Consider the following 21,530-nt stretch of genomic DNA (forward strand, 5'->3'; position numbering starts at 1 on the left):
TTTTTATTGCGTGAGATTTCTTATGAATGCAGTAGTAGGCGCAAAAAAGGCAGTAAAAAACAACGGCAACCTGTCATTTCACCAGATTCTGCTCAATCGAAAACCTTTATCAAGGTTCTATATGGTTTAGCTGAAGGCGAGATTGAAGGTTTAGCTAATGGGCTTCAGTCAATTTATTTAGAAGAAACTCCACTTCAAAATGCAGATGGAAGCCTTAACTTTGAAAATGTAAAAGTTGATTTTAGAAATGGTACTAATGATCAGGAATACATTGAAGGCTTCCCGGCAGTTGAAAATGAAATCCCGATTGACGTAGAGCTTAAATCATCTACACCTTGGGTACGTTCTTTTAATAACCTTGATCTTGATGCGGTTAGATTACGATTACGTTGGGGTCCACTACGCAACCAAGACCCAACAACAGGTGATGTTACTGGCTATACCATTGAATACGCGGTGGACTTGCAAACTGATGGCGGAGCATGGTCAGAAGTATTAAGAGCAAAAATTTCAGATAAAACATCTGATAATTATGAGCGTCCACATCGTATTGACTTACCCAAAGCCGATTCAGGCTGGCTGGTTCGTGTTCGCCGAATTACTCCCAACTCAACATCCGAATATATCAGCGACAAGATGTATGTATCTGCGGTAACAGAGGTAATTGATGCAAAATTACGTTATCCAAATACAGCATTATTGGGCCTCCAGTACGATGCTGAAACCTTTGGGAATGTTGCTAAAGTTGCAATGGATACGAAAGGTAGGATTATCAAGGTTCCCACAAACTACAATCCGGTTACACGTCAATATATAGGAATTTGGGACGGTACATTTAAAGAGGCATACACAAATAACCCGGCATGGATCTATTACGATATATGTACCGTAGACCGTTATGCTTTGGGTGACCGCTTAACCCCGTTAATGATTGATAAGTGGTCTTTATATCGTTTAGCACAATACTGTGACCAAATGGTGCCGGATGGTCTAGGGGGGCAGGAACCACGCTTTACTTGTAACGTTTATCTTCAGAGCGCAGAAGGTGCATTTGAGATTTTAACTAAGTTAGCTGGTGTGTTTCGTGCGATAACGTTTTGGGATGGTAATAGCATTATTTGCGATGCGGATATTCCCCAAGATACATATTTCACTTATACACGTGCCAATGTCATTGATGGCAATTTTGAATACTCAGGAACCCGTGCGCGTGATCGCCATAATGTTGTAAAAATTGCGTGGGATAACCCAGCTAATCACTACAAAACCGAATATGAGTTTGTTCGTGATGAGAAAGCAATTGCTGAAGCGGGCCAAGTTCGTATTTTGGAAATTGATGCTTGGGGATGCACTTCGCGCGGACAAGCGCAGAGAGCAGGTCACTGGGCTTTAAAGTCAGAGCAACTTGAAACACGTACAGTGTCTTTCAAAGTTGGTCTAGATGGACACATTCCTTTGCCAGGGAAAGTAATTGAAGTTGCTGATCCTCTATTTGCAGGTCGTGCAAATGGTGGTCGTGTATCTGCTATTTCGGCAGATCGTAAAAGTATTACTTTGGACCGAGATAATGTGGTTGCAAAAGCTGGCGACCGACTCGTAATTAATGGAGAAAATGGCAAAGCCCAAACACGTATTGTTCAGTCAATAGCAGGTAGAGTTATTACAGTAACCACGGCTTTTGATGTGAATTCGATTGCTGTGCAAAACATTTGGGTTTTAGATGCTCAAGACTTGGCAACAATGAAGTTTCGGGTCATCTCTATTACTCAAGATGATAAACATCAATTTAGCATTACTGCTCTTCAATACAATCCTTCAAAGTTTGATGCAATCGACACTGGAGCACATTTTGAAGAAGCACCTATTTCAATTGTTAATCCTACTGTTCAGGATGCGGTTACAAACGTCACCATTACAAGTGAAAGCCGAGTAGATCAAGGTATTAATGTTGCCACAATGATTGTGTCATGGGCACAAGCCCGTGGAGCAGTTAAGTATCTGGTTGAGTGGCGTAAAGATGACGGGAGCTGGATTAAATTACCACTGACAGGCAATAACTCGGTAGAGGTACCAGGTATTTATGCGGGTCAATATCAGGCGCGTGTAACAGCAATTTCAGCATTTGAAATTTCTTCTTTACCGGCATACTCAGTTTTGACTGCATTGACTGGTAAGCAGGGGTTACCACCAAAATTAGCTTTTATCCGAGCGATTGGCACAATGTTCGGAATGAAAGTGGAATGGGAATTTCCTGCAACTGGCGCATTAGATACTGCATATACGGAAATTGAATATTCTACGACTTCCAATGGTGCCAATATTCAGCCTCTGGGTTCTTATGCTTATCCAACGACTTCACTACAGCAGCAGGGTTTGGCTGCTAATGTGACACTCTGGTATCGGGGGCGGTTGGTTGACCGGATCGGTAATAAAGGGGATTGGTCTAGTTGGGTTAGTGGCACTTCAACTGCACAGGCGAATGATATTCTTGATGCGCTTGATGGCTTAATTTCTGCAACGCAGTTAGATCAGGACTTAAGAGATACGATCAATAAGATTGATACGATTGAAGGTCTTGATGGAGATATCGGAAATTTAATTGACAAAGTTACTGCTCTTGAGGGTGAAATTGATTCTGCGAATGCAGCAATCGATGCTGAAACCCAGCAAAGAGTAAGTGATGTTTCTGGATTAAACGATAGCCTTACACAAGAAATTAGTGATCGAATTGCAGCAGATGCAGCTGAAGCACAAGCCCGTGCAGATGCAATTGCACAAGAATCTTTGGTACGGCAGGGTGAAGTTAAGCAAGTTTCTGATGCCGTTGCGAAAGAAACCAATGACCGCATTGCTGCAGTTAAAGGTGTCAGTGATGGTTTAACTCAAGAGATTCAGGCTAGAACTGATGGTGACCAGCAGATTCTTAATGCTGTCACTACCTATAAAGAAAGCACCGACACATCAATTGCAGCTGTTCAAGAATCGGTTGATATTGTTGCAGATGACTTACATGCTACAGCAACAAAACTGGACGGTGTTTACGCACAGGTAACACCTTTAACGGCTGATCAGAACAACTGGACCGCAGATAATGGAAGTAACCAAGCTGCTGCTTGGACAATTCAGTCAGCATTTGCTGAAGGTGATTTAGCCCTAAGTAAACGTATCGATGTTGTTAATGCTCAGGTGGGAAATAACCAAGCTGCTATTCAGCAAGAAGCCTTAGCAAGAGTCAATGGTGACAGCGCACTAAGCCAAAGAATTGATACGTTGAGTTCAGATTTTGGCAATAACAATGCTTCTGTTCAGCAAAAACTTATTGCTTTGGCTGATGCCGATGGAGCACAGGTTCAGGCACTGAATAATTACATTGCTTCCAATGACTTGGCTCTGGCTTCGGTTATAGACGATGTAACAGCAGTTGTTGATGACACTAGTGCAAATACACAGGCAATTGATGGTTTAAGAGCCAGTGTAAAGGTTGCCACGGATGATGCTGGCAAAGCACTTGAAAATAGTGCTACTGCCATAAGCAAGGCTGATACAGCGGTGTCTCAAGCAGGTTCAGCTTCATCAATGGCACGGGAAGCAACAGCAACAGCACAATCGGCAAGTTCAAAAGCAGATGGTGCTATTAATACAGCCAATACCGCTAGTAGTGATGCTGCAACTGCAAAAACCAATGCTGCAACTGCTATCAGTAAAGCGCAAGCTGCTGCTGATGCTTCTAGTGCTAATGCATTATCTATTAATGAAATCAATGCTGCTTTAGAGGACAAGGCTTCAACTGGTGCGCTTGAAGAAGTCAAAGCGGATGTAGAGGATATTGATGGCGTTGTTAAAGCTCAAACGCAGAAGCTTGATGGTGTTTATGCAAAAGTTACTCCATTAACTGCTGACCAAAACAACTGGACAGCTGATAGTGGTAGCAACCAAGCAGGGGCGTGGACAATTCAGTCTGCTTATGCTGATGGCGATTTAGCTTTAAGTAAGCGCATCGATACCGTTTCAGCTTCAGTTGGTGAAAACACTGCATTAATTCAACAGGAAGCTACAGCAAGAGCGAGTGGTGATGCTGCTACAGTCCAAGCTTTAAATGTTTATAAAGCGAGTAACGATGCAGCTTTAGCAGCAGTGAGTCAACGAGTTGATATTAATACTGCAGACAATGAAGCAACCGCTTTAAAAGTTGATGCAATTGATGTCAAAGTCAATACTGCAACTGATCAAGCAGGTCAGGCACTTGAAAATAGTGCTACTGCTGTAACTAAATCTGAAGCAGCAGTTTCGGAAGCTGGGTCTGCTGTTACTGTAGCAAATCAGGCAAAAGCAACAGCTGGCACTGCAAGTAGTGATGCTGCAACAGCTAAGGCAAATGCAGCCACAGCACTATCACAAGCCAATGCAGCAGCAGATGCATCTAGTGCTGCAATTGAGCGTGTTGAGTCTGTAGAGGCTGAGCTTAGTGACAAGGCCTCAACAGGTTATGTGGATAGTGTGAAAGCTACCGTTGATGAGCAGGGTGATTTGATCAATGCAAATACTGAGCGATTAAGCGGAGTCTATGCAAAAGTTACCCCACTAACCGCAGATAGTACTTCACTAACTGCTGACAGCTCATCAACAGAGGCTGGATCATGGTCATTACAGTCAGCAGCAGCTGAAGGTGACTTGGTTTTAAGTAAGCGGATTGATATTACTCAGGCTCAGATAGATGAAAATAAGGCAACTATTGCCTCTGAATCTACTGCGCGTGTAAATGCTGATAGCGCACTTGGGCAACGTATTGATACTGTTCAAACTCAGTTTGAAAGTAACAAAGCAACAGTTCAGAGCCAGATCAAAACGCTTACAGATAGTCAGTCTTCGCAAGCAAGTCAAATTGATATTGTTCAAGCTTCTGCTTCATCTGCAAATGCAGCAGCGGGTAATGCACAATTAACGGCTAATGATGCCTTGGATAAGGCAAATACAGCAAACACCAATTTGGCAACAGTTCAACAAAAAGTGAATGCGGTTTCGGATGCTCAGAGTGCGACAGCAGAGAAAGTTGATACTATTCAAACAACTGTTGACGGACATACAGCATCGATTCAGGAAGTGTCAAAAAGTGTAGATGGTGTCTATGCAGAGCAATTCATGAAGTTTGATGTGAATGGCCATGTCTCAGGACATGGTTCAATGAATGATGGTACGACTTCAACTTTCATATTCAATTATGATGCAATTCAGTTTGGTACGCCTGTCGGTGTTGATGGTGTAAAACCTAAACCATTAATGACACTGCAAAATACTCCAGTTACTTTGCCAAACGGTACTGTTATTCCGCGTGGTTTGTATGTCGATAATGGTAGTTTTGGATATATCAATGCCAATCGGATCTGGGCAGAAAACTTAAGTGTTATTAGTGCGGACTTGGGAACAATTAAAGTCAAAACTGCGAATATTGAAGATGGCGCAATTGATACTCTAAAGATCAAGGATGAGGCTGTAACTGTACCGATAGGAGTTAAAGCAATTGATATCAAAACTATCAATAGTTTTTCAGGAGGATCAACTGGTGGGTTGCCTAATAATGATTTTAATAACCACCTATCAGCGTGGGAAAATCATATAGGTACACTTTTACAAGTAACGTTAAATAGAAGTGGTGGAAAAGTTAGAATTGATGCTTCAGTAAATATTTGCACACCTACTTTTGGCGCTTTTAGTGTAAGTGACGGACGAGGTAATCCAATTGCAGCAAATGACAGGGCCATGGCTTCTTTTTATATTTCTATATATCGGAATGGAAATTTAATTGGACGGGGTTCATTAGGTGCAAATCTTGAAACTGGTACTATTAATGTCAATTTCAACGGGACTGCGGTTATCGTTTCAGCTATTGATGATAACAGTACTATTGGCAATGTTACCTACACACTTAAAGCAGGATTTGCTCGACAGGAGGGCGTTAATATTCCATTAAATGTGGAATCAAGAAGCAACTTTATGATTACTTCGAGAACGTTAAGTGTTATTGAAATGAAAAAGTAACAGCACCCAACCGGGTGCTTTTTTATTGCCTAAACGAAAGGGGGAAGGCATGACTGAAAATGAATCATACGGGTTGAGATTTGAAAAGAAAATTGACTCAATTCAGAGTGATATTCGCATGTTGTCAGATCATGTTACTCGACTGACTTTTATTAATGAAGCACACAAAGAGACTAGCGAACAGAACAAAAAGGATATCGATACATTGGATATCAAAGTCGCCAATTTAGAAAACCGCACAGCAGCGCAAGATGGTGGAATTTCTGTATTGCGTGTACTGCTTGGCATCTTTGCAGGAATCGTATTTTCGCTGTGCGCTTGGGTTGGATCTTCAATTATTCAATTAAGCCAAGATCAATCTTTAATTAAAGAGAAGGTTTCACGGTTAGAGGAAGCAGGACGATGAATAGTGAAAACACAAGAGCTTATCTAGCTTTCGCATTAGTGGGACTGATGTTTGTTTTAGTGATTGCTTTATTTTTTGTGGATATGCCGCGAGAAAACAGCAATCTGATTAATACGGCATTGGGTTTTATTGCTGGGGCTATGACAACTGCATGTGGCTTTTATTTTGGTAGCTCTGAGTTAGAGAAAAAGAAAGGTGAATCCAATGACAACTAAACCATTCTTTGATGCTGCTCGTGTGATTGCAGGTGGCAAGCTTACACAAGCACAAGTAGATGATCTAAATAAGGTGGTCGATAAACTTGCGCCTTCTGGCATGACTACAAGTGATGTTGGTGTAAATCTAATTTCAGGATTTGAAGACACACGATTCAAAGCTTATGACGATGGTGTAGGAGTCTGGACTATTGGCACTGGCACAACAGTTTATCCAAATGGCGTGAAGGTTAAGCAAGGTGATACTTGCACACCTGAGCAAGCTAAGACTTACTTTAAGCATGACTTAGCCAAATTTGAAAAGACTGTAAATGAATCGGTAACTGTACCTTTAACTCAAAATCAGTTTGATGCATTAGTATCGCTGACTTACAACATTGGCTCTGGTGCTTTTAATAATTCAACCTTATTAAAGAAACTCAATAAACGTGACTATCAAGGTGCTGCTGATCAATTCCTAGTTTGGAACAAAGCAGGTGGCAAGGTTATGAAGGGCCTAGTTCGTCGCCGAGAAGCAGAACGAGCACTCTTTTTAAAGAAGTAACTTATATGTGTAAACGTACCAAAGTTGCATCGATCATCACATTGCTGTGCCTCCTATTCTCAGGTTGCACAGCTCACACTATTAATAGTAATGTGAATGTCTCGATTTGTGTAAGGGCTTTGTGATGTCGCAAGTCATGATCATGGTTTCGGAAGTGGGCAGAATGGAGAATACTTGCAATCTACCCGCTGATTTAGATAAGAACGGGAATGTTCTTAAAATCTATGACTATTCATTAAAAGAGTTGCCTATTAATTTGGATGGAACCGTGACATTTAATAGACGCCGTTGGGAACTTCCCATTAAAGTAGATTTAAAATAATTTTAAATGTAGTTTAAAAATACGTAAAACAAGACAAATGCAGATTTAAAAAATAGTGCAACAAAAGTGTAGCAATATTATTTAACCTACTGATTTATATAAGTAACAACCGCTCCTTTTGGGGCGCTTTTTTTATATCGAATTGTTAGACAATTCAGTTGAAAGCTGGCCTTAACTGATACTTCAATGTCCCTATTTGCACTTAAGCCTTTTTATTAAGTTTGTATGATAAGAATCAAGAAAACGAACAATAAAGTTTAAGTAACTTAGGTTACTGGTAAGGAGCTTTCAATATGAATGCTAAAGTGAATATCACAAATCGTGTAGGGGCAAGCTTTCCTGTACGTCGTATGAACTTTGATTTTAATGATGTGCCAGAATACTGGATGAATGGTTCCGCTGGACTTACACATTTTATGACAGCGTTATCAGCGCTATTTCCAGCTGGTGAAAAGTTCTTTATTGATAGTGTACGTGCTGTACGTTATCACCCAGCAATTAAAGACAATGAAGAGCTACAAAAAGAAATTAGTGCTTTCATTGGTCAAGAGGCGATGCATACTCAAGAGCATGTAAACTTTAATGCTTCTGCCCAAAAATTTGGTCATGATGTTGAAACTTTAGAAAAGTTCACCGATACGGCTATTCAAACTGCCCGAAAAACTTTTGCAAAGCTCGTAAAACCATTTGGTATGACGCAAGAAATGGTGGACCTGACTGCTACTACAGCCCTTGAACATTTTACTGCAACCATTGCATCTCAGCTTTTAGTTAATACCCATATTCAAGAGTTGATGACAGATAAAACGATGTCAACCATGTGGTATTGGCACGCAATAGAAGAAAATGAACATAAAGCAGTCGCATTTGATGTGTATGAAGGTGTCTTTGGTAAAGGTGTAAAAGCTTATGCTTTACGCACAAGTTCACTTGTTTTTGCAATGGCTCTTATTTTCGCAATTCAATCTTCGTTTGTGGTTCGTCTTTTAAAGCAAGACCATAAATTAAACTTAGATGAGTTATTTGTGATTTATAAATATGGTTATAGCCCGTCGAAAGGCATTATTACAGGTATGGCTAAAGAGATGCTGGTTTATTTTAAGCCAGGTTTCCACCCGAATGATTTAGATACGGTTAGTTTGTTAAAAACTTGGAAATCTAAACTTGGACTTTAAGCTGAAAGTAAATGAAAAGGGCTGTTAACAGTCCTTTTTTTATTGTCTATAAATTATGACTCACTTTTAAAAGATACTTGTTAATTTTGCCCTAGTATGAGGCTATTGATGACCTCATCTGATAATTTGCTGGCCTCATCTGCACTTAAATAGCGCCTTTAAAGGCGTATTATTATAAATATTAAGAAAATAAATAAGGATATAAGTGAATTTTCGATTCGCTTAAAGGAGTCTGACATGAATGCTAAAGTAAATATTTCTAATCGTGCCGGAGCAAGTTTCCCTGTGCGTCGTATGGACTTTGAGTTTGCTCAAGTTCCACGCTATTGGGCAAATTACGATGCAGGATTAACTCATTTTATGACAGCATTATCGGCTCTTTTTCCGGAAGGAGAGCAGTTCTTTGTAAACAGTACTCGTGCTGTGCGAAACGATCCTAAACTGGCTGATCCAGCACTTCAAAAAGAAATAAGTGCTTTTATTGGCCAAGAAGCTATGCATTCTAAAGAGCATCTAGCATTTAATGCTTCTGCGCAGGCGTATGGATATGATGTTCGTAAAATGGAAAAACAGACAGGTAAAGTTATTAAAGTAGGTACTGCGGTTGTAACCAAGCTAATGAAACCTTTTGGTTATACAAAAGAAATGATTGATTTAACAGGTACCTGTGCTTTAGAACATTTTACCTCAACTATTGCGGCTGAGCTTTTACAAAACCCTGAAATTCAAGCCATGTTCCAAGATGACACTATGTATCACTTATGGATGTGGCATGCGGTAGAAGAAAATGAACACAAAGCTGTGGCGTTTGATGTTTATACCAATATGTATGGGCAGGGGCCAAAGGCTTATTTTATGCGTTCAACTGCTTTAATCATTGCAATGGCCTTAATTTTTGCTACTCAGTCTTATTTTACTGCTAAGTTACTTAAGACTGATGATAAATTAACATGGAAAGATACCAAATACATGCTTAAGTTCATGTATGGTCGTAAAGGTTTTATGACTCGTCAAATTCCAGAATTATTAGATTTCTTAAGACCAAAATTCCATCCAAATGATTCGGATACGACAGCTTTATTGGCCACTTGGCGTGAAAAATTAGGTCTTTAAAAAGCTGACTGGAAAAGAGCAATTTAATTGCTCTTTTTTTTACTCGTTTTTTCTATTTAAGTTTCTATAATACGTTTACTTTGAAATCTAAAAATGTGTTGAAACTCATGATTCGTACTATGCAAGTCTCAGATATTGATAGTGTTGCTCAAATTGAGAAGCTTGTTCAAACACACCCATGGTCTAGGCAGCAATTTGTAGAATCTTTAAATTCTTACCAATGTACGGTAATAGAATTAAATAATAAGGTGGTTGGTTTTTGTATTTTACAACCTGTATTAGATGAAGCGAATTTACTGCTCATGGCAATTGATCCTCAAATGCAAGGTAAAGGATTAGGATATCAATTGTTAGATGCGTCGATTGAGCGTTTAGAAAATCACCCCGTACAAATTTTTCTAGAGGTACGTGAAAGTAATAAAGCTGCTATTGGTTTATACGAAAAAACAGGGTTTCACCAAATTGATGTGCGTCGTAACTATTATCCAACCCAAGAGGGTGGGCGTGAAAATGCCGTTATTATGGTAAAAAGCTGTACTGATGATTTTGCTTCTTTATTCTAAGAATGCCTGTCTTGTTGCTGTTTGAACAACAAGACAGAAGCAGATTATTTAATAATTAAATTATTCCATTCAGAAGGTAATGTGGTCATGAGGGAATTGCCTAACTGATTGATCTCTTCTGGTGATAATGATCTATTTAAGCGGCGCCATTGCCCATCTAGTAAAAGTTCTAGCGGCGTATATTGAGATTTATAGTTCATTTTAGCTGAGTGGGGAACCCAATAGCCTAAGTAGACATATTCTAAACCGAGTGTTTTTACATATTCGATTTGATTCAGAATTGAATAAACGCCTAAAGATCTACGGTGTTCATCTGGGTCAAAGAACGTATAGACGGCAGATAACCCATCATCCATTAAATCACAAGTCGAAACGCTAATAAGACGATTGTCTTTCCATAGTTCTAAGAAGAAACTATCTGTACAGCTATGGACCAAGAATTTTTCAAACTGATCTAAACTTGGCGGAAACATATCACCATCGGCATGGCGCTCGTTAATGTAACGTTCATATAGATCATAATGAATTTGTGAGGCTTGCCGTGTTGGTAGAACAGTCATGGTGAGATCTTGATTTCGCTTCCATGCTTTTTTTTGCATGCTGTTCATTTGGAAATCGGCAACAGGTACACGACAAGATAAACACTGCCTGCATAAATGACATTCAGGACGGTATACAAAGTCGCCACTACGACGAAAACCTAATCGCGATAATTCAGAAAGCGTCACCACATCAATCCGATGAATCGGGTCTAAAAAGACCATGCGTGCTGATTTATTTTCTAAATAGCTGCAATCATGAGGTGGAGTAATATAATATTGCAGATCATTTAAAAGGGACTTCGGGTGATATGATTTCATGATTGGTCCCTCCTGTTATCATTCCATTAATTTTGCATTTAATGCTATTGTTTTACTTGAAAATACACGTTCTTGATACTTTTTCCAATTGATAGAGGGGTGAATAATTACATCTTGTAACGATTTAAGATATTCTTGCCGAGAAAGTGTACAAGCCCCAAGACTAATTAAGTGACTATTTACAAGTTGACAGTCAACCCAAGGAAGCTGATTTTCTTGACCAATTAACATTAACGTATAAAAAGCCATTTTAGAAACATCGGTTTGGGTACTAAACATAGACTCGCCAAAACAACCTTTACCGATCGTTACCCCATATAAACCACCTACCAGCTGCTCTTCTTGCCAGACTTCTACGCTATAGCCATAACCGGCATCAAACATTCCACAATAGCCTTCAATAATATCTTCACTAATCCATGTTTCATTAGCATAGCTTCGAGGTAGTGAACATGAGCGAATGACTTGCTCAAAAGCACGATTTACCGTAATGGTGTAATCATATTTTTTCATGTTACGAATAAGCGATTTACTCGGTTTATAGTTTTGAGGATAAATGATACAGCGTGGTTCAGGGCTCCACCAACAAATAGGTTCATCTTCATTAAACCATGGGAAAAGCCCATGTGTATACGCTTCATAGAGTGTGGAAGGGGAGAGGTCAGCGCCTATACAAATTAAACCATGACCATCTGGATCTGATTCCTCCGGATCTGGGAAAATATATTGAGATAGAGGCAGTGTTTTCATAAAACCAAAATAATATGTGCTTTAGGGCTATGCTATAAAAATTAATACAGGGCAGCCAGTAATTATTATAAATTCCAAAAAAACAGCCGTTATAAAACGGCTGTTTGAAATATCTAAACTTAAAGGTTATCTAGATATTTTTCGGCATCTAGTGCAGCCATACAGCCTGAACCCGCCGAAGTAATCGCTTGACGATAAATACTATCAGCAACATCACCAGCAGCAAAAACGCCTGCTACAGAAGTCGCTGTTGCGTTACCTGAAGTACCACTTTGTACTTGGATATAGCCATCACGTAAGTTTAGCTGACCTTCAAACATAGAGGTATTTGGTTTATGGCCAATTGCAATGAATAAGCCTTGAACTTGTACTTCTTGTTTGCTGTCATCTTTCGTAGATTTTAAGCGAACACCTGTTACGCCAGTATTGTCACCAAGAACTTCTTCAACCTCATGGTTCCAAACGATACTGATTTTGCCTTCTTTTTCTTTAGCAAATAAGTGATCTTGTAAAATCTTCTCAGAGCGTAAAGAATCACGGCGGTGTACAAGTGTCACATGTTCAGCAATATTTGATAAATAAAGTGCTTCTTCAACAGCAGTATTACCACCACCCACAACCATCACATTTTGGTTCTTGTAGAAGAAGCCATCACATGTGGCACATGCGCTCACGCCTTGACCCATAAATTTTTGTTCAGACTCTAAGCCAAGATATTGAGCTGTCGCACCAGTTGCAATAATTAAAGCATCACAAGTGTACTCATCCATATCACCTTTAAGAACAAAAGGACGTACATTTAAGTCCACTTCATTAATATGATCATAGACAAGTTCGGTACCAAAGCGTTCAGCATGTGCTTGCATACGGTCCATTAGGACAGGACCAGTCAAACCTTCAGGATCGCCCGGCCAGTTGTCAACTTCGGTTGTTGTTGTAAGTTGGCCGCCAAGTTGTAAACCTGCAATAAGTGTTGGTTTAAGATTTGCACGTGCTGCATAAACAGCTGCACTATAACCCGCAGGGCCAGAACCGAGAATAATTAACCGAGAATGACGAGCACTCATTGAGGGTATCCTTATTTATTTCGAGAATTTTGAAAATTATACGTGAAATTGCCGACCAATAGCGTTAAATCAATGTGGATAATATTGATCAGGTCAATCGAATTAAGTTATATAACAATATAGAAGAGCCTTATGTTAACAACAACTGTAAAGAATCATGCACCTTTTTTGTAAGAACAGGTGCATAATATAAAGTTCAATCGTTGAAGATCTGAAATGTAGGTCTTCACATCTCTAAACCAATAATTAAATGGGTTACAGGACAGTATATGACTGCGGTGTCAAGTGTTTATGCACAGCGCTTATTGATGACATTATTCTTGGTCTCTTTTGGGATTTATATGTTTCTGGCGACAGTAACATATACACCATTTGATCCGGGCTGGATGCATATTTCAAGTGATACTCAGCAAGTATCCAATGCAAGTGGTATTGCCGGTGCATGGATTGCAGATTTGCTGTTTGGCTTTTTAGGTTGGGCAAGTTTACTTATTCCAATCTTCTTATTTGTTGAAGCGATTCAAGTCTGGTGGCCACATAGTTTTCTAAACCGCCCATTCCGTTATGCTGCGCAGTTCTTCTTAATTCTTGTTGTGTCGAGTTTGCTTTACCTTCACTGGAATGTACCTGCAGATACTTTAGATAATGCCGCAGGTGGGATTATTGGTTATGAGTTGGGGCAAAGCTTATCTCAACTGTTAACAATTTATGGTGCGACATTATTTCTCCTTGTTTTCGGAGTGGTATTGTTCACTTTGGCATTTGGGGTGCAGTGGAGCAAAACATGGGTTACGCTTAAAGCAATGCCTGGTTATTTACAAGATTTATTCTATAAAAATGTATCTCCTAACGAATCTGCTTATGACTTAACCACACAGCCTGCGAATAAAGCAGCAACGGTAAAAGTTGCAGAGTTGCCTAAAGCAGAAGAAGTTACGGATGAAGTAGAGCTAAATGCCCAACCAGAAAAAACTCAAAGCAAAGCGAGCTCTACACGACATGATGAAATAGCAGAGCGTTTATTTGCCGACGTTTTAGCTAAAGAACAAAGTCAACCTGAAACAATTGAAGAAAAACCAACTCCTCAGCCAGAAAACTTTGAGCGTACACTTGAGCAAGCCCAACAGCTTAAAAAAGACAGTGAGCGTTTAGTGGCTACGGGAGAGGTTTGGCGTGCGTTACAGCGTGATGATGTAAGCCATAAACAAGAAATTGATGCGCTGTTACGAGCTGCTGATGATTCAAGTGAACAGCCTTCGACTCATGAGCAATTTCAGCAAACAGTTTATCAGGCTAAACAAAAACAACCATCGGATACTCATCAAGGTTTAGATTGGAATGATGATGAGATTTTTGATGAACTACTTGCTGCAGTTCCAAATAGTAAAACGGCAACTGACGTGCATACGCCATTTGTTCAAGATCATCATGTTGAACCAGAAGTTACACCGCAAGCTCCTCAAAAATTAGTTGAATCATCTGTACCTGTATCGAATTTAAATCAGTCACCTAAAAATTTATCGAATGAAGAAGTCTTTGATGATTTTGACGACTTATTGATTGATGAGGATATCCCGCCAGCAACTCAACCGATCAAGGCAAGTAGCTATGCGCAATCTTCGGCTTTTGTAAAAGCGCCTATTCAAACTACGATTGGTGCAGAGAAGCTGTCAAAAGAAGAATTTATTGAAGCTTGGCAGGAAACTGCTGGAAAACCTCAGAATGACCTTGAGGATGAGTTTGATTTTGATGCGCCTCTAACAGATGCATCAGGTCGACCCATGTCTCGTGCTATGCAAGTGGCCAAAAAGCGTTTAGATTTACCAACATTACCGGGCTTTGAATTGCTTGATAAGGTTGATCCAAATAAGAAAGTTAACTTTACCGAGGAACAGCTTTCTCGTTTGTCTGAGTTACTTGAGATCAAGTTACAAGAGTTTAATGTGAAGGCTCAGGTGGTTGAAGCTCAGCCGGGTCCAGTGGTTACACGTTTTGAATTAGATTTGGCACCGGGTGTGAAAGCATCTAAAGTGACTAATATTTCCCGTGACTTGGCACGTTCAATGTCTATGGCTTCTGTACGTGTAGTAGAGGTTATTCCGGGTAAACCATATATTGGTATTGAAGTTCCAAATAGTGCTCGTGAAATGGTACGTTTGATTGAACTATTGGAAACACCCGCATATCGTGACCCAAGTGCTCTCATTAGTATGGCAATGGGTAAAGATATTTCAGGTAATCCGGTACTAACAGACTTGGCAAAAGCACCGCATATGTTAGTTGCGGGTACTACAGGTTCGGGTAAATCTGTTGCCGTTAACTCGATGATTTTATCGATGTTACTCAAATATACGCCTGACCAATTGCGTCTGATTTTAATTGACCCAAAACAGCTTGAATTAGCCAACTACAACGATATTCCGCATTTATTAACGCCTGTAGTCACTGACATGAAAGATGCAGTGAGTGCTTTAAACTGGTGTGTAAATGAAATGGAACGCCGTTATAAGCTTATGTCGTTCTTAAAAATTCGTAAGTTAAGTGACTACAACCGAAAAGTTGAAGAAGCGCTTGCAAATGGAGAAGACTTGATTGACCCGACGTGGAAACCAAGTGACTCGGCGACACAAGAGCGCGCGCCTCGTTTAACGCCATTACCATCAATTGTGATTGTGGCGGATGAGTTCGCTGACATGATCATGCAAGTTGGTAAGAAAGCAGAAGAAATGATTACGCGTTTGGCGCAAAAATCTCGTGCTGCTGGTATTCACTTATTGCTTGCAACTCAACGTCCATCGGTAGATGTCATTACAGGCCTTATTAAAGCCAATATTCCAACGCGTGTAGCTTTACGTGTAAACAGTAAAATTGACTCACGTACTATTTTGGATGCAGGTGGTGCAGAAGACTTGTTAGGCCATGGTGATATGCTGTTCTTAGGGCCAGGTAAGATTGAGCCAGAACGTGTGCATGGTGCATTTATTAGTGATGATGAAGTTAACCGTATTTGTGATGCATGGCGTGAACGTGGCGAACCAGACTACGTAGATGAGATCTTAACTCCATTTGATGAAGAGCCTGCTTCGCGTGGCTTTGAAGAAGGTGATGGTGGTTCAGACCGTGATGCACTTTATGATCAATGTGTATCGTTTGTTTTAGAAACTCGAAAAGCTTCTACGTCTTCATTACAGCGTAAGTTTAGCCTTGGTTATAACCGTGCCGCTCGTATCATTGACCAAATGGAAGAGAATGGCATTGTGAGTGCTATGGGTGCCAACGGTAAGCGCGATATTTTAGTTTAAGATCTACAGTTAAAATTAAGCCTCTTCGGAGGCTTTTTTATGGTTAAAAATAATAATTACTACGGGTAGTTTGAGATTTTATCAAATAGTAAAAAATGCTAATGTGTGCTTCTCAATAAATAACAATGAAACAAATCAGGAGGACAACATGTTAGTCGCGTTAATTACGTTAGCTTTTATTCATTTTTGTGCGCTTATTACTCCAGGGCCTGATTTTTTTCTGGTATCACAGACCGCAGTGAGCCGATCTCGTAAAGAAGCAATGCTGGTTGTTGCAGGAATAACAGTGGGTGTTATGTTTTGGGCTTCTTTAGCACTGATGGGCTTAAATATTATTTTTGAGAAAATGGCTTGGTTAAAGCAAGGTTTACTTATTGCCGGCGGTTTATACCTATGCTGGTTAGGATACCAAATGTTGCGTTCGGCATTTTCAAAAAATCAGCAGGAAGAGGTGACAACTGTTGAATTACCAAAAGCGCCGTATCTATTTTTTATGAAGGGATTACTCACCAATTTATCGAACCCTAAAGCTGTGATCTATTTTGGTAGCGTATTCTCTTTATTTTTAGCAAACCCTCAGCTTGATCAAGTCCATTGGCTGCTTTTTATTATTGTGTCGGTTGAAACAATTTTATGGTTCTGCTTTGTGACTTTTATTTTTTCATTACCGAGCTTTAGAGCCGCTTACCGTAATTTTTCAAAATGGATTGATGGTATTTCTGGGGGAATTTTTACCATTTTCGGTATTTTCCTGATTGGAAATCGATAATTTTAAATAAGAAAAAAGCCTCTTTATGAGGCTTTTTTATTTTTAAGCAAACTTTGCTAAAACTTCTAAAAACGGCGCTGATTGACGTGGGAATTTAGCAATCACGTCATGGATGCGTTCGCCTTCCGGATTAGTCGCATTAATATCTCGTCCATCTGCAACAAATTTAGTTAAAAGACGTTCATAGTCATTTGGACGCATATGTTTGAAAGCATGGTAGAGCACATGGAAGTCTGCGTTCACACCATTTGGAGGAAGTTGGTTGAGGTAGGCAAAAACACGCTCATCGGACCATTCTTCATTGAAAGTTGCTGGCTGTGATAATGCCATGACAATCTCCTCATTTTAAAAAAGGCAAAATAACTTGCGTTATTTTGCCTTGATTCTGTTTTATTGAATAGTCAGAAATAGAATTATCGTTCTTCAGGTAAATTGATATTCATTTCTAACATTTCGATGTTTGCTTCAGAACGAACTTGCATTTGGATATGCTGTTCGCCTACACCGCTAACATAACGACTGACCACCTGCATAATTTCTTTCTTCATTTGGTCAATCTTGTCTTGGCTTAAACGACGGCCTAAACCTTGTTCTGATGCAACAATGACTTTTAAACGATCTTTGGCAGTTTGAGCACTTGATGGTTTTTCTTCACTGCTAAATAATTTACTCCAGAATCCTGCCATATCTACGCTCCAAATAGTCGTGCTAACCAGCCTTTAGGTTGAGCTGTGATGTGTCGATAAGGGCGGTCTTCGCCAAGAAAGCGAGCAACCAAGTCATCATACGCTTGTCCAGCTTTAGTTTCTGAATACAGAATAACTGGCTTACCTTCGTTTGATGCTTGTAATACACTTGGACATTCAGGAATAACACCTAATGTCGGTACGCGTAAAATATCTTTAGAAATATCATCAATCGTCAGCATTTCCTGACGGTCAGCACGTTCAGGGTTAAAACGTGTAATACATAAATGTTTACGTATACGTCCTTCGTTGTGTTCAACTTTTTTAGTTTTGCTATCTAACATTCCGATGATGCGGTCAGAGTCACGTACTGAAGAAATTTCAGGGTTTGTCACAATGATTGCTTCATCTGCATGGTACATTGCTAAAATTGCACCACGCTCGATCCCCGCAGGTGAGTCACAAATAATGTAATCAAATTCTTGAGAAAGCTCATCAATTACACGAGCAACACCTTCGTCGCTCAAAGCATCTTTATCACGGGTTTGGGAAGCCGGCAAAATGTAAAGGTTTTCGATATCTTTATCGCGAATAAGGGCTTGTTGCAGACGTGCTTCATTATTAATTACATTGACGAAATCATAAACAACACGACGCTCACAACCCATAATTAAATCAAGGTTACGTAAGCCTACATCAAAGTCAATCACAACAGTTTTATGACCACGAAGGGCTAAACCTGTTGCAAAAGATGCACTCGTTGTAGTTTTACCTACACCACCTTTGCCTGATGTTACGACAACAATTTTGGCCACCGAATCCACTCCTATTATGGTCATACATACACCCTTAAAAGGGCTGTTTTTTGGTGATTTGCTTAATAAACTAAAGTTCTAGAGCTTCAAATTCAAGCTCTTGCTTTTCATTTAAATAAATATGTACTGGCTTTTTTACCACATGTTTAGGGATATCATCTGCGACACAATATGTTCCGGCAATGGAAACGAGTTCAGCCTCTAAAGATTGGCAAAAAATGCGTGCAGCAGCGTGCCCACCCGCACCAGCAATGACTCTACCACGAACCGTGCCATAAATATGTATATTTCCTGAAGCAATCACTTCGGAACCACTATTCATGCCAGCTTTTAAAATAATATCGCCTTGGTCTTGTACAAGAGATTGGCCTGTACGCAAAATTTCATCATGATAAGAGGTAATATGGGCAACTGCATTATTATTTAGTGGTTTTTTTGTTTCTACTGAAGCTTGTGCAGAGGTAGGCTTCTCTACAATTGCAACTTGCTCTGCAGTTGGTTTAATACGTTGTAATGGCTGATCTGCCGGTAATACAGGGAACTGAATGGCGCGTGCTTCGTCGCCTAAAATACCGTCAATGACAGCCATAGGCTGTAAGCCTAAGCTGACTAATAGCTGAATTAAAGCAATAAGCTCTTGTTCAACAGTACTATCTATAATAACGACAGTTCCCTGATAGGAACCTTCATTTAATATATTTGATAATTGCTGGCGGATCACATCATGATCATTCGTATCGAAGGTTATCCTGCTAAAGTTAACCATTCTGCCGGTAATCCGGATATCAGCCATAAGTCTTCCTTCAAGGCGTTAAAACGAGCTGTAATATCGTTAAGTTTATTGTAAATAGAGCAAATGCTAGAACAAATCGTACCAATTCTCTAGCGTGATTTATAAAAAAATAAATAAATGCTTATTCTTTGATTCGATCATACTCCGCGAGTGTTTGTTGCCACTGTTTAACTTTAACTTGTTTACGGACAGCTTCTAGCGTTTCAAAAACGACAGACTCAACCAGCTGCTCAAGTTCATGGTTATCAATATTTATATGGCTAATTTTTTGAGAAATTAATTGATAAGTTGAATTAGGATGTGTGGCTGAACCTTCAATTAACGGTTCTATTAAACCAGCACTGATATTTTCACCAAGACGTTGACCAATACTTTGAATTTGTTGCTCAATACGTCCCCCTACAAGTGGAATAAGCCTTAATAATTGTGTTAATTCAGGCGTATCTTCTATTGCCTGATCTACAATTTGTCCGACAGCTCGGGTGATTGCAGGCTTTTGTTCTTTTAAAGCAGTTGCTAAAGATTCTTGTAATAGGGCAGTTAGGGTTACGGTAAATTGTTCACGATGATGATTAACCAAATCATGAATAATTTGTTTATGGCTAGAACTCGTTTCAAGCTCGTATCGAATACCGTCAATTACGGTAATCACCACGCGGTCCGACAACTCTTCCATAACCACACGGTAATAAAAGAGCCCTGTCTTTCTCCAGCTTTCAGGAATAACCGGGTAACCAAGTTCGTGTAAACGGTAAGCAATAATCCCGGCACGGAATAAACGTAGAAAACGTAGCTGAGGAATAATAGCTAAAATTTCATACCAGTGAATGAAAGGGAAGAAAAACCAACGTTTATGATGTTTATAAACGATAGCAATTCCCCAACGGACCAGTAGTTCAATAATTAGAAAACCAATAAACCAGGCTTCAGAGGTAATAACCCATGGGTGTAGATGGGTACGGTAGAAAGACAATACTTGGGGCAAATGGATATGTTCAAAGAACCATGCCCCAATACTGCTCATTAAAAAGAAATTGGCTGCAAGACAGAACAGATTGAAAATGATAATAAACACCATAAAGATGTCGTAGACCAAAAACAGCTTAAATGAAAGGCTGCTTGAATCTACACGGTGATATTTCGTTTGCTTTCCGGAACTGTTTTGCATAAAAGTGGATTCTTTTTTAAAGATTCGTAGTCGCGTATTGAGCTTTCATTTTCTCGATGAGCTGATCTTTTTCAGTCCAGAGTTCATGTACCCATTGTTGAAAACGTTCACGGTAAACTGGGTCATCTTCATAATTGCCCCCGAGAACCCAGTCTGGTATTTCAATTTTTCGAAGATTGACCGCAATTTTTGAAACGTCACCTAGCCAGAAATCGCCATAACCTGGTACGCCATCAGGGTAGACAATGGTCATATCAACTAAAGCATCAATTTTGTCGCCCAAAATATTTAATGCCAGAGCCAAACCACCTGCTTTAGGTTTTAATAAATGTTTATATGGTGATTTTTGTTGGTCGTGTTTTTCCTGAGTAAAACGAGTCCCTTCCAAATAATTTAATAATGTAAAAGGTTGACTTAAGAGCTGTTCACACGCTTTACGTGCTTCCATCATATCGCGGTCTTTGAGTTCAGGGTTTTTCGCGATTTGCTCTTTTGTATGACGCTTCATCATTGGAAAGCCTAAGATTTTAAAAGCTTGACCCACGAAAGGAATAAAGATGAGTTCCCACTTGGTAAAAAAGCGGGTAAGCGGCATACGGGTTAACCCAAAATACTGGTTTACCGTGGTATCAACCCAACTTTGATGGTTACAAGTCATTAAATAACGGCCTTGCATATTCAGATCAAGATCTTCGTCAATGCTAATGTCCCATTTTAAATTAGGTAAAACATGATCAATGAGCCAATTATTGACACCAAGCCAGCTATTAGTAATTTGAATATTGGTTTCATCAATTTTTGAAGACTTTTTAAATAGCTTTGTTAAACCTAAAGCTAAGACAGGTGGTCCATGAAAAAAAGTACTACCTGTGATGACTGTACCTACAGTGAGTCCACGTGTAATTTTTTTTAGCGCAGATTGCTTATTGGGTGCAGTTGACATATA

Annotated in this window: 19 protein-coding genes; 10 read left to right on the forward strand and 9 right to left on the reverse strand. The window is 39.6% G+C overall.

The features are described 5' to 3' along the window. The first annotated feature begins 6 nt into the window (after positions 1-6). The 8 genes from EGT34_RS15850 to rimI all read left to right on the forward strand — a co-directional run bounded on the left by EGT34_RS15850 (position 7) and on the right by rimI (position 10,374). Positions 7-6,036 (forward strand): phage tail protein, encoded by a 6,030-nt coding sequence (locus EGT34_RS15850; RefSeq protein ID WP_228713130.1) that lies wholly within the window; start codon positions 7-9, stop codon positions 6,034-6,036. A 49-nt stretch (positions 6,037-6,085) separates the two neighbouring features. Next, positions 6,086-6,442 carry a hypothetical protein gene (locus tag EGT34_RS15855; RefSeq protein WP_000138204.1) on the forward strand — a complete coding sequence of 119 codons (357 nt, stop codon included), beginning with the start codon at positions 6,086-6,088 and terminating at the stop codon, positions 6,440-6,442. Further along, a complete protein-coding gene (locus EGT34_RS15860) occupies positions 6,439-6,657 on the forward strand; it encodes a hypothetical protein (protein WP_001083663.1) in 219 nt (72 codons plus the stop codon). The genes EGT34_RS15855 and EGT34_RS15860 overlap by 4 nt, the downstream gene beginning before the upstream one ends. Then, a complete protein-coding gene (locus EGT34_RS15865; RefSeq protein WP_031975085.1) occupies positions 6,647-7,201 on the forward strand; it encodes a lysozyme in 555 nt (184 codons plus the stop codon). The genes EGT34_RS15860 and EGT34_RS15865 overlap by 11 nt, the downstream gene beginning before the upstream one ends. 124 nt (positions 7,202-7,325) lie before the next feature. Further along, positions 7,326-7,523: a hypothetical protein gene (locus tag EGT34_RS15870; protein ID WP_125305474.1), complete on the forward strand. Its 198-nt coding sequence runs from the start codon at positions 7,326-7,328 to the stop codon at positions 7,521-7,523. Positions 7,524-7,816: 293 nt separating this feature from the next. Further along, a complete protein-coding gene (locus EGT34_RS15875) occupies positions 7,817-8,698 on the forward strand; it encodes a metal-dependent hydrolase (RefSeq protein WP_031974898.1) in 882 nt (293 codons plus the stop codon). A 237-nt stretch (positions 8,699-8,935) separates the two neighbouring features. Further along, complete coding sequence (locus tag EGT34_RS15880; protein WP_000992291.1) at positions 8,936-9,811, forward strand: metal-dependent hydrolase; 876 nt, start codon at positions 8,936-8,938, stop codon at positions 9,809-9,811. 107 nt (positions 9,812-9,918) lie between these two features. Then, positions 9,919-10,374 (forward strand): ribosomal protein S18-alanine N-acetyltransferase, encoded by a 456-nt coding sequence (rimI, locus tag EGT34_RS15885; RefSeq protein WP_000621547.1) that lies wholly within the window; start codon positions 9,919-9,921, stop codon positions 10,372-10,374. A 44-nt stretch (positions 10,375-10,418) separates the two neighbouring features. Here the strand turns inward: rimI and EGT34_RS15890 are convergent, their stop codons facing one another. The 3 genes from EGT34_RS15890 to trxB form a co-directional block, all read right to left on the reverse strand. Then, positions 10,419-11,234 carry an arginyltransferase gene (locus tag EGT34_RS15890; RefSeq protein WP_000844343.1) on the reverse strand — a complete coding sequence of 272 codons (816 nt, stop codon included), beginning with the start codon at positions 11,232-11,234 and terminating at the stop codon, positions 10,419-10,421. An 18-nt stretch (positions 11,235-11,252) separates the two neighbouring features. Then, positions 11,253-11,984: a leucyl/phenylalanyl-tRNA--protein transferase gene (aat, locus tag EGT34_RS15895; protein WP_000854785.1), complete on the reverse strand. Its 732-nt coding sequence runs from the start codon at positions 11,982-11,984 to the stop codon at positions 11,253-11,255. Positions 11,985-12,103: 119 nt separating this feature from the next. Then, a complete protein-coding gene (trxB, locus tag EGT34_RS15900) occupies positions 12,104-13,051 on the reverse strand; it encodes a thioredoxin-disulfide reductase (protein ID WP_001276144.1) in 948 nt (315 codons plus the stop codon). Positions 13,052-13,320: 269 nt separating this feature from the next. Here trxB and EGT34_RS15905 point away from each other — a divergent pair, with 269 nt between their 5' ends. Next, positions 13,321-16,353, forward strand: coding sequence for a DNA translocase FtsK (locus EGT34_RS15905; RefSeq protein WP_000127814.1), 3,033 nt, complete (start codon positions 13,321-13,323; stop codon positions 16,351-16,353). Positions 16,354-16,501: 148 nt separating this feature from the next. Further along, positions 16,502-17,122 (forward strand): threonine export protein RhtC, encoded by a 621-nt coding sequence (rhtC, locus tag EGT34_RS15910; protein WP_000959262.1) that lies wholly within the window; start codon positions 16,502-16,504, stop codon positions 17,120-17,122. A 42-nt stretch (positions 17,123-17,164) separates the two neighbouring features. Here rhtC and EGT34_RS15915 read toward each other — a convergent pair whose 3' ends face one another. From EGT34_RS15915 to EGT34_RS15940, 6 genes are all read right to left on the reverse strand, one after another. Then, positions 17,165-17,452: a PA4642 family protein gene (locus EGT34_RS15915; RefSeq protein ID WP_001218560.1), complete on the reverse strand. Its 288-nt coding sequence runs from the start codon at positions 17,450-17,452 to the stop codon at positions 17,165-17,167. Positions 17,453-17,535: 83 nt separating this feature from the next. Next, the gene (gene minE / locus EGT34_RS15920) at positions 17,536-17,808 is read right to left on the reverse strand and encodes a cell division topological specificity factor MinE (RefSeq protein WP_000896934.1); all 273 of its coding nucleotides are present in this window, start codon (positions 17,806-17,808) and stop codon (positions 17,536-17,538) included. Between the two features lie 2 nt (positions 17,809-17,810). Then, complete coding sequence (gene minD, locus EGT34_RS15925; protein WP_001074362.1) at positions 17,811-18,623, reverse strand: septum site-determining protein MinD; 813 nt, start codon at positions 18,621-18,623, stop codon at positions 17,811-17,813. A gap of 70 nt (positions 18,624-18,693) precedes the next feature. After that, positions 18,694-19,416 (reverse strand): septum site-determining protein MinC, encoded by a 723-nt coding sequence (minC, locus tag EGT34_RS15930; RefSeq protein ID WP_000763675.1) that lies wholly within the window; start codon positions 19,414-19,416, stop codon positions 18,694-18,696. A 121-nt stretch (positions 19,417-19,537) separates the two neighbouring features. Beyond that, positions 19,538-20,584: a hypothetical protein gene (locus EGT34_RS15935; RefSeq protein ID WP_001181638.1), complete on the reverse strand. Its 1,047-nt coding sequence runs from the start codon at positions 20,582-20,584 to the stop codon at positions 19,538-19,540. A gap of 16 nt (positions 20,585-20,600) precedes the next feature. After that, on the reverse strand, positions 20,601-21,527 hold the full coding sequence (locus tag EGT34_RS15940; protein WP_000100967.1) for an acyltransferase: 927 nt from the start codon (positions 21,525-21,527) through the stop codon (positions 20,601-20,603). Positions 21,528-21,530: the final 3 nt, after the last annotated feature.

Source organism: Acinetobacter sp. FDAARGOS_558 (genome assembly GCF_003937785.1).
Classification (GTDB): Bacteria; Pseudomonadota; Gammaproteobacteria; order Pseudomonadales; family Moraxellaceae; genus Acinetobacter; species Acinetobacter baumannii.

What these genes read in the sequence shown, in the direction of transcription:
- minC (WP_000763675.1), bottom strand. Translation starts at nt 19,416, where the DNA reads ATGGCTGATATCCGGATTACCGGCAGAATGGTTAACTTTAGCAGGATA.
- EGT34_RS15870 (WP_125305474.1), top strand. Translation starts at nt 7,326, where the DNA reads ATGTCGCAAGTCATGATCATGGTTTCGGAAGTGGGCAGAATGGAGAAT.
- EGT34_RS15905 (WP_000127814.1), top strand. Translation starts at nt 13,321, where the DNA reads ATGACTGCGGTGTCAAGTGTTTATGCACAGCGCTTATTGATGACATTA.
- EGT34_RS15860 (WP_001083663.1), top strand. Translation starts at nt 6,439, where the DNA reads ATGAATAGTGAAAACACAAGAGCTTATCTAGCTTTCGCATTAGTGGGA.
- aat (WP_000854785.1), bottom strand. Translation starts at nt 11,984, where the DNA reads ATGAAAACACTGCCTCTATCTCAATATATTTTCCCAGATCCGGAGGAA.
- EGT34_RS15880 (WP_000992291.1), top strand. Translation starts at nt 8,936, where the DNA reads ATGAATGCTAAAGTAAATATTTCTAATCGTGCCGGAGCAAGTTTCCCT.
- trxB (WP_001276144.1), bottom strand. Translation starts at nt 13,051, where the DNA reads ATGAGTGCTCGTCATTCTCGGTTAATTATTCTCGGTTCTGGCCCTGCG.
- EGT34_RS15940 (WP_000100967.1), bottom strand. Translation starts at nt 21,527, where the DNA reads ATGTCAACTGCACCCAATAAGCAATCTGCGCTAAAAAAAATTACACGT.
- EGT34_RS15890 (WP_000844343.1), bottom strand. Translation starts at nt 11,234, where the DNA reads ATGAAATCATATCACCCGAAGTCCCTTTTAAATGATCTGCAATATTAT.
- EGT34_RS15935 (WP_001181638.1), bottom strand. Translation starts at nt 20,584, where the DNA reads ATGCAAAACAGTTCCGGAAAGCAAACGAAATATCACCGTGTAGATTCA.
- EGT34_RS15915 (WP_001218560.1), bottom strand. Translation starts at nt 17,452, where the DNA reads ATGGCATTATCACAGCCAGCAACTTTCAATGAAGAATGGTCCGATGAG.
- rhtC (WP_000959262.1), top strand. Translation starts at nt 16,502, where the DNA reads ATGTTAGTCGCGTTAATTACGTTAGCTTTTATTCATTTTTGTGCGCTT.
- minE (WP_000896934.1), bottom strand. Translation starts at nt 17,808, where the DNA reads ATGGCAGGATTCTGGAGTAAATTATTTAGCAGTGAAGAAAAACCATCA.
- rimI (WP_000621547.1), top strand. Translation starts at nt 9,919, where the DNA reads ATGATTCGTACTATGCAAGTCTCAGATATTGATAGTGTTGCTCAAATT.
- EGT34_RS15865 (WP_031975085.1), top strand. Translation starts at nt 6,647, where the DNA reads ATGACAACTAAACCATTCTTTGATGCTGCTCGTGTGATTGCAGGTGGC.
- EGT34_RS15855 (WP_000138204.1), top strand. Translation starts at nt 6,086, where the DNA reads ATGACTGAAAATGAATCATACGGGTTGAGATTTGAAAAGAAAATTGAC.
- EGT34_RS15875 (WP_031974898.1), top strand. Translation starts at nt 7,817, where the DNA reads ATGAATGCTAAAGTGAATATCACAAATCGTGTAGGGGCAAGCTTTCCT.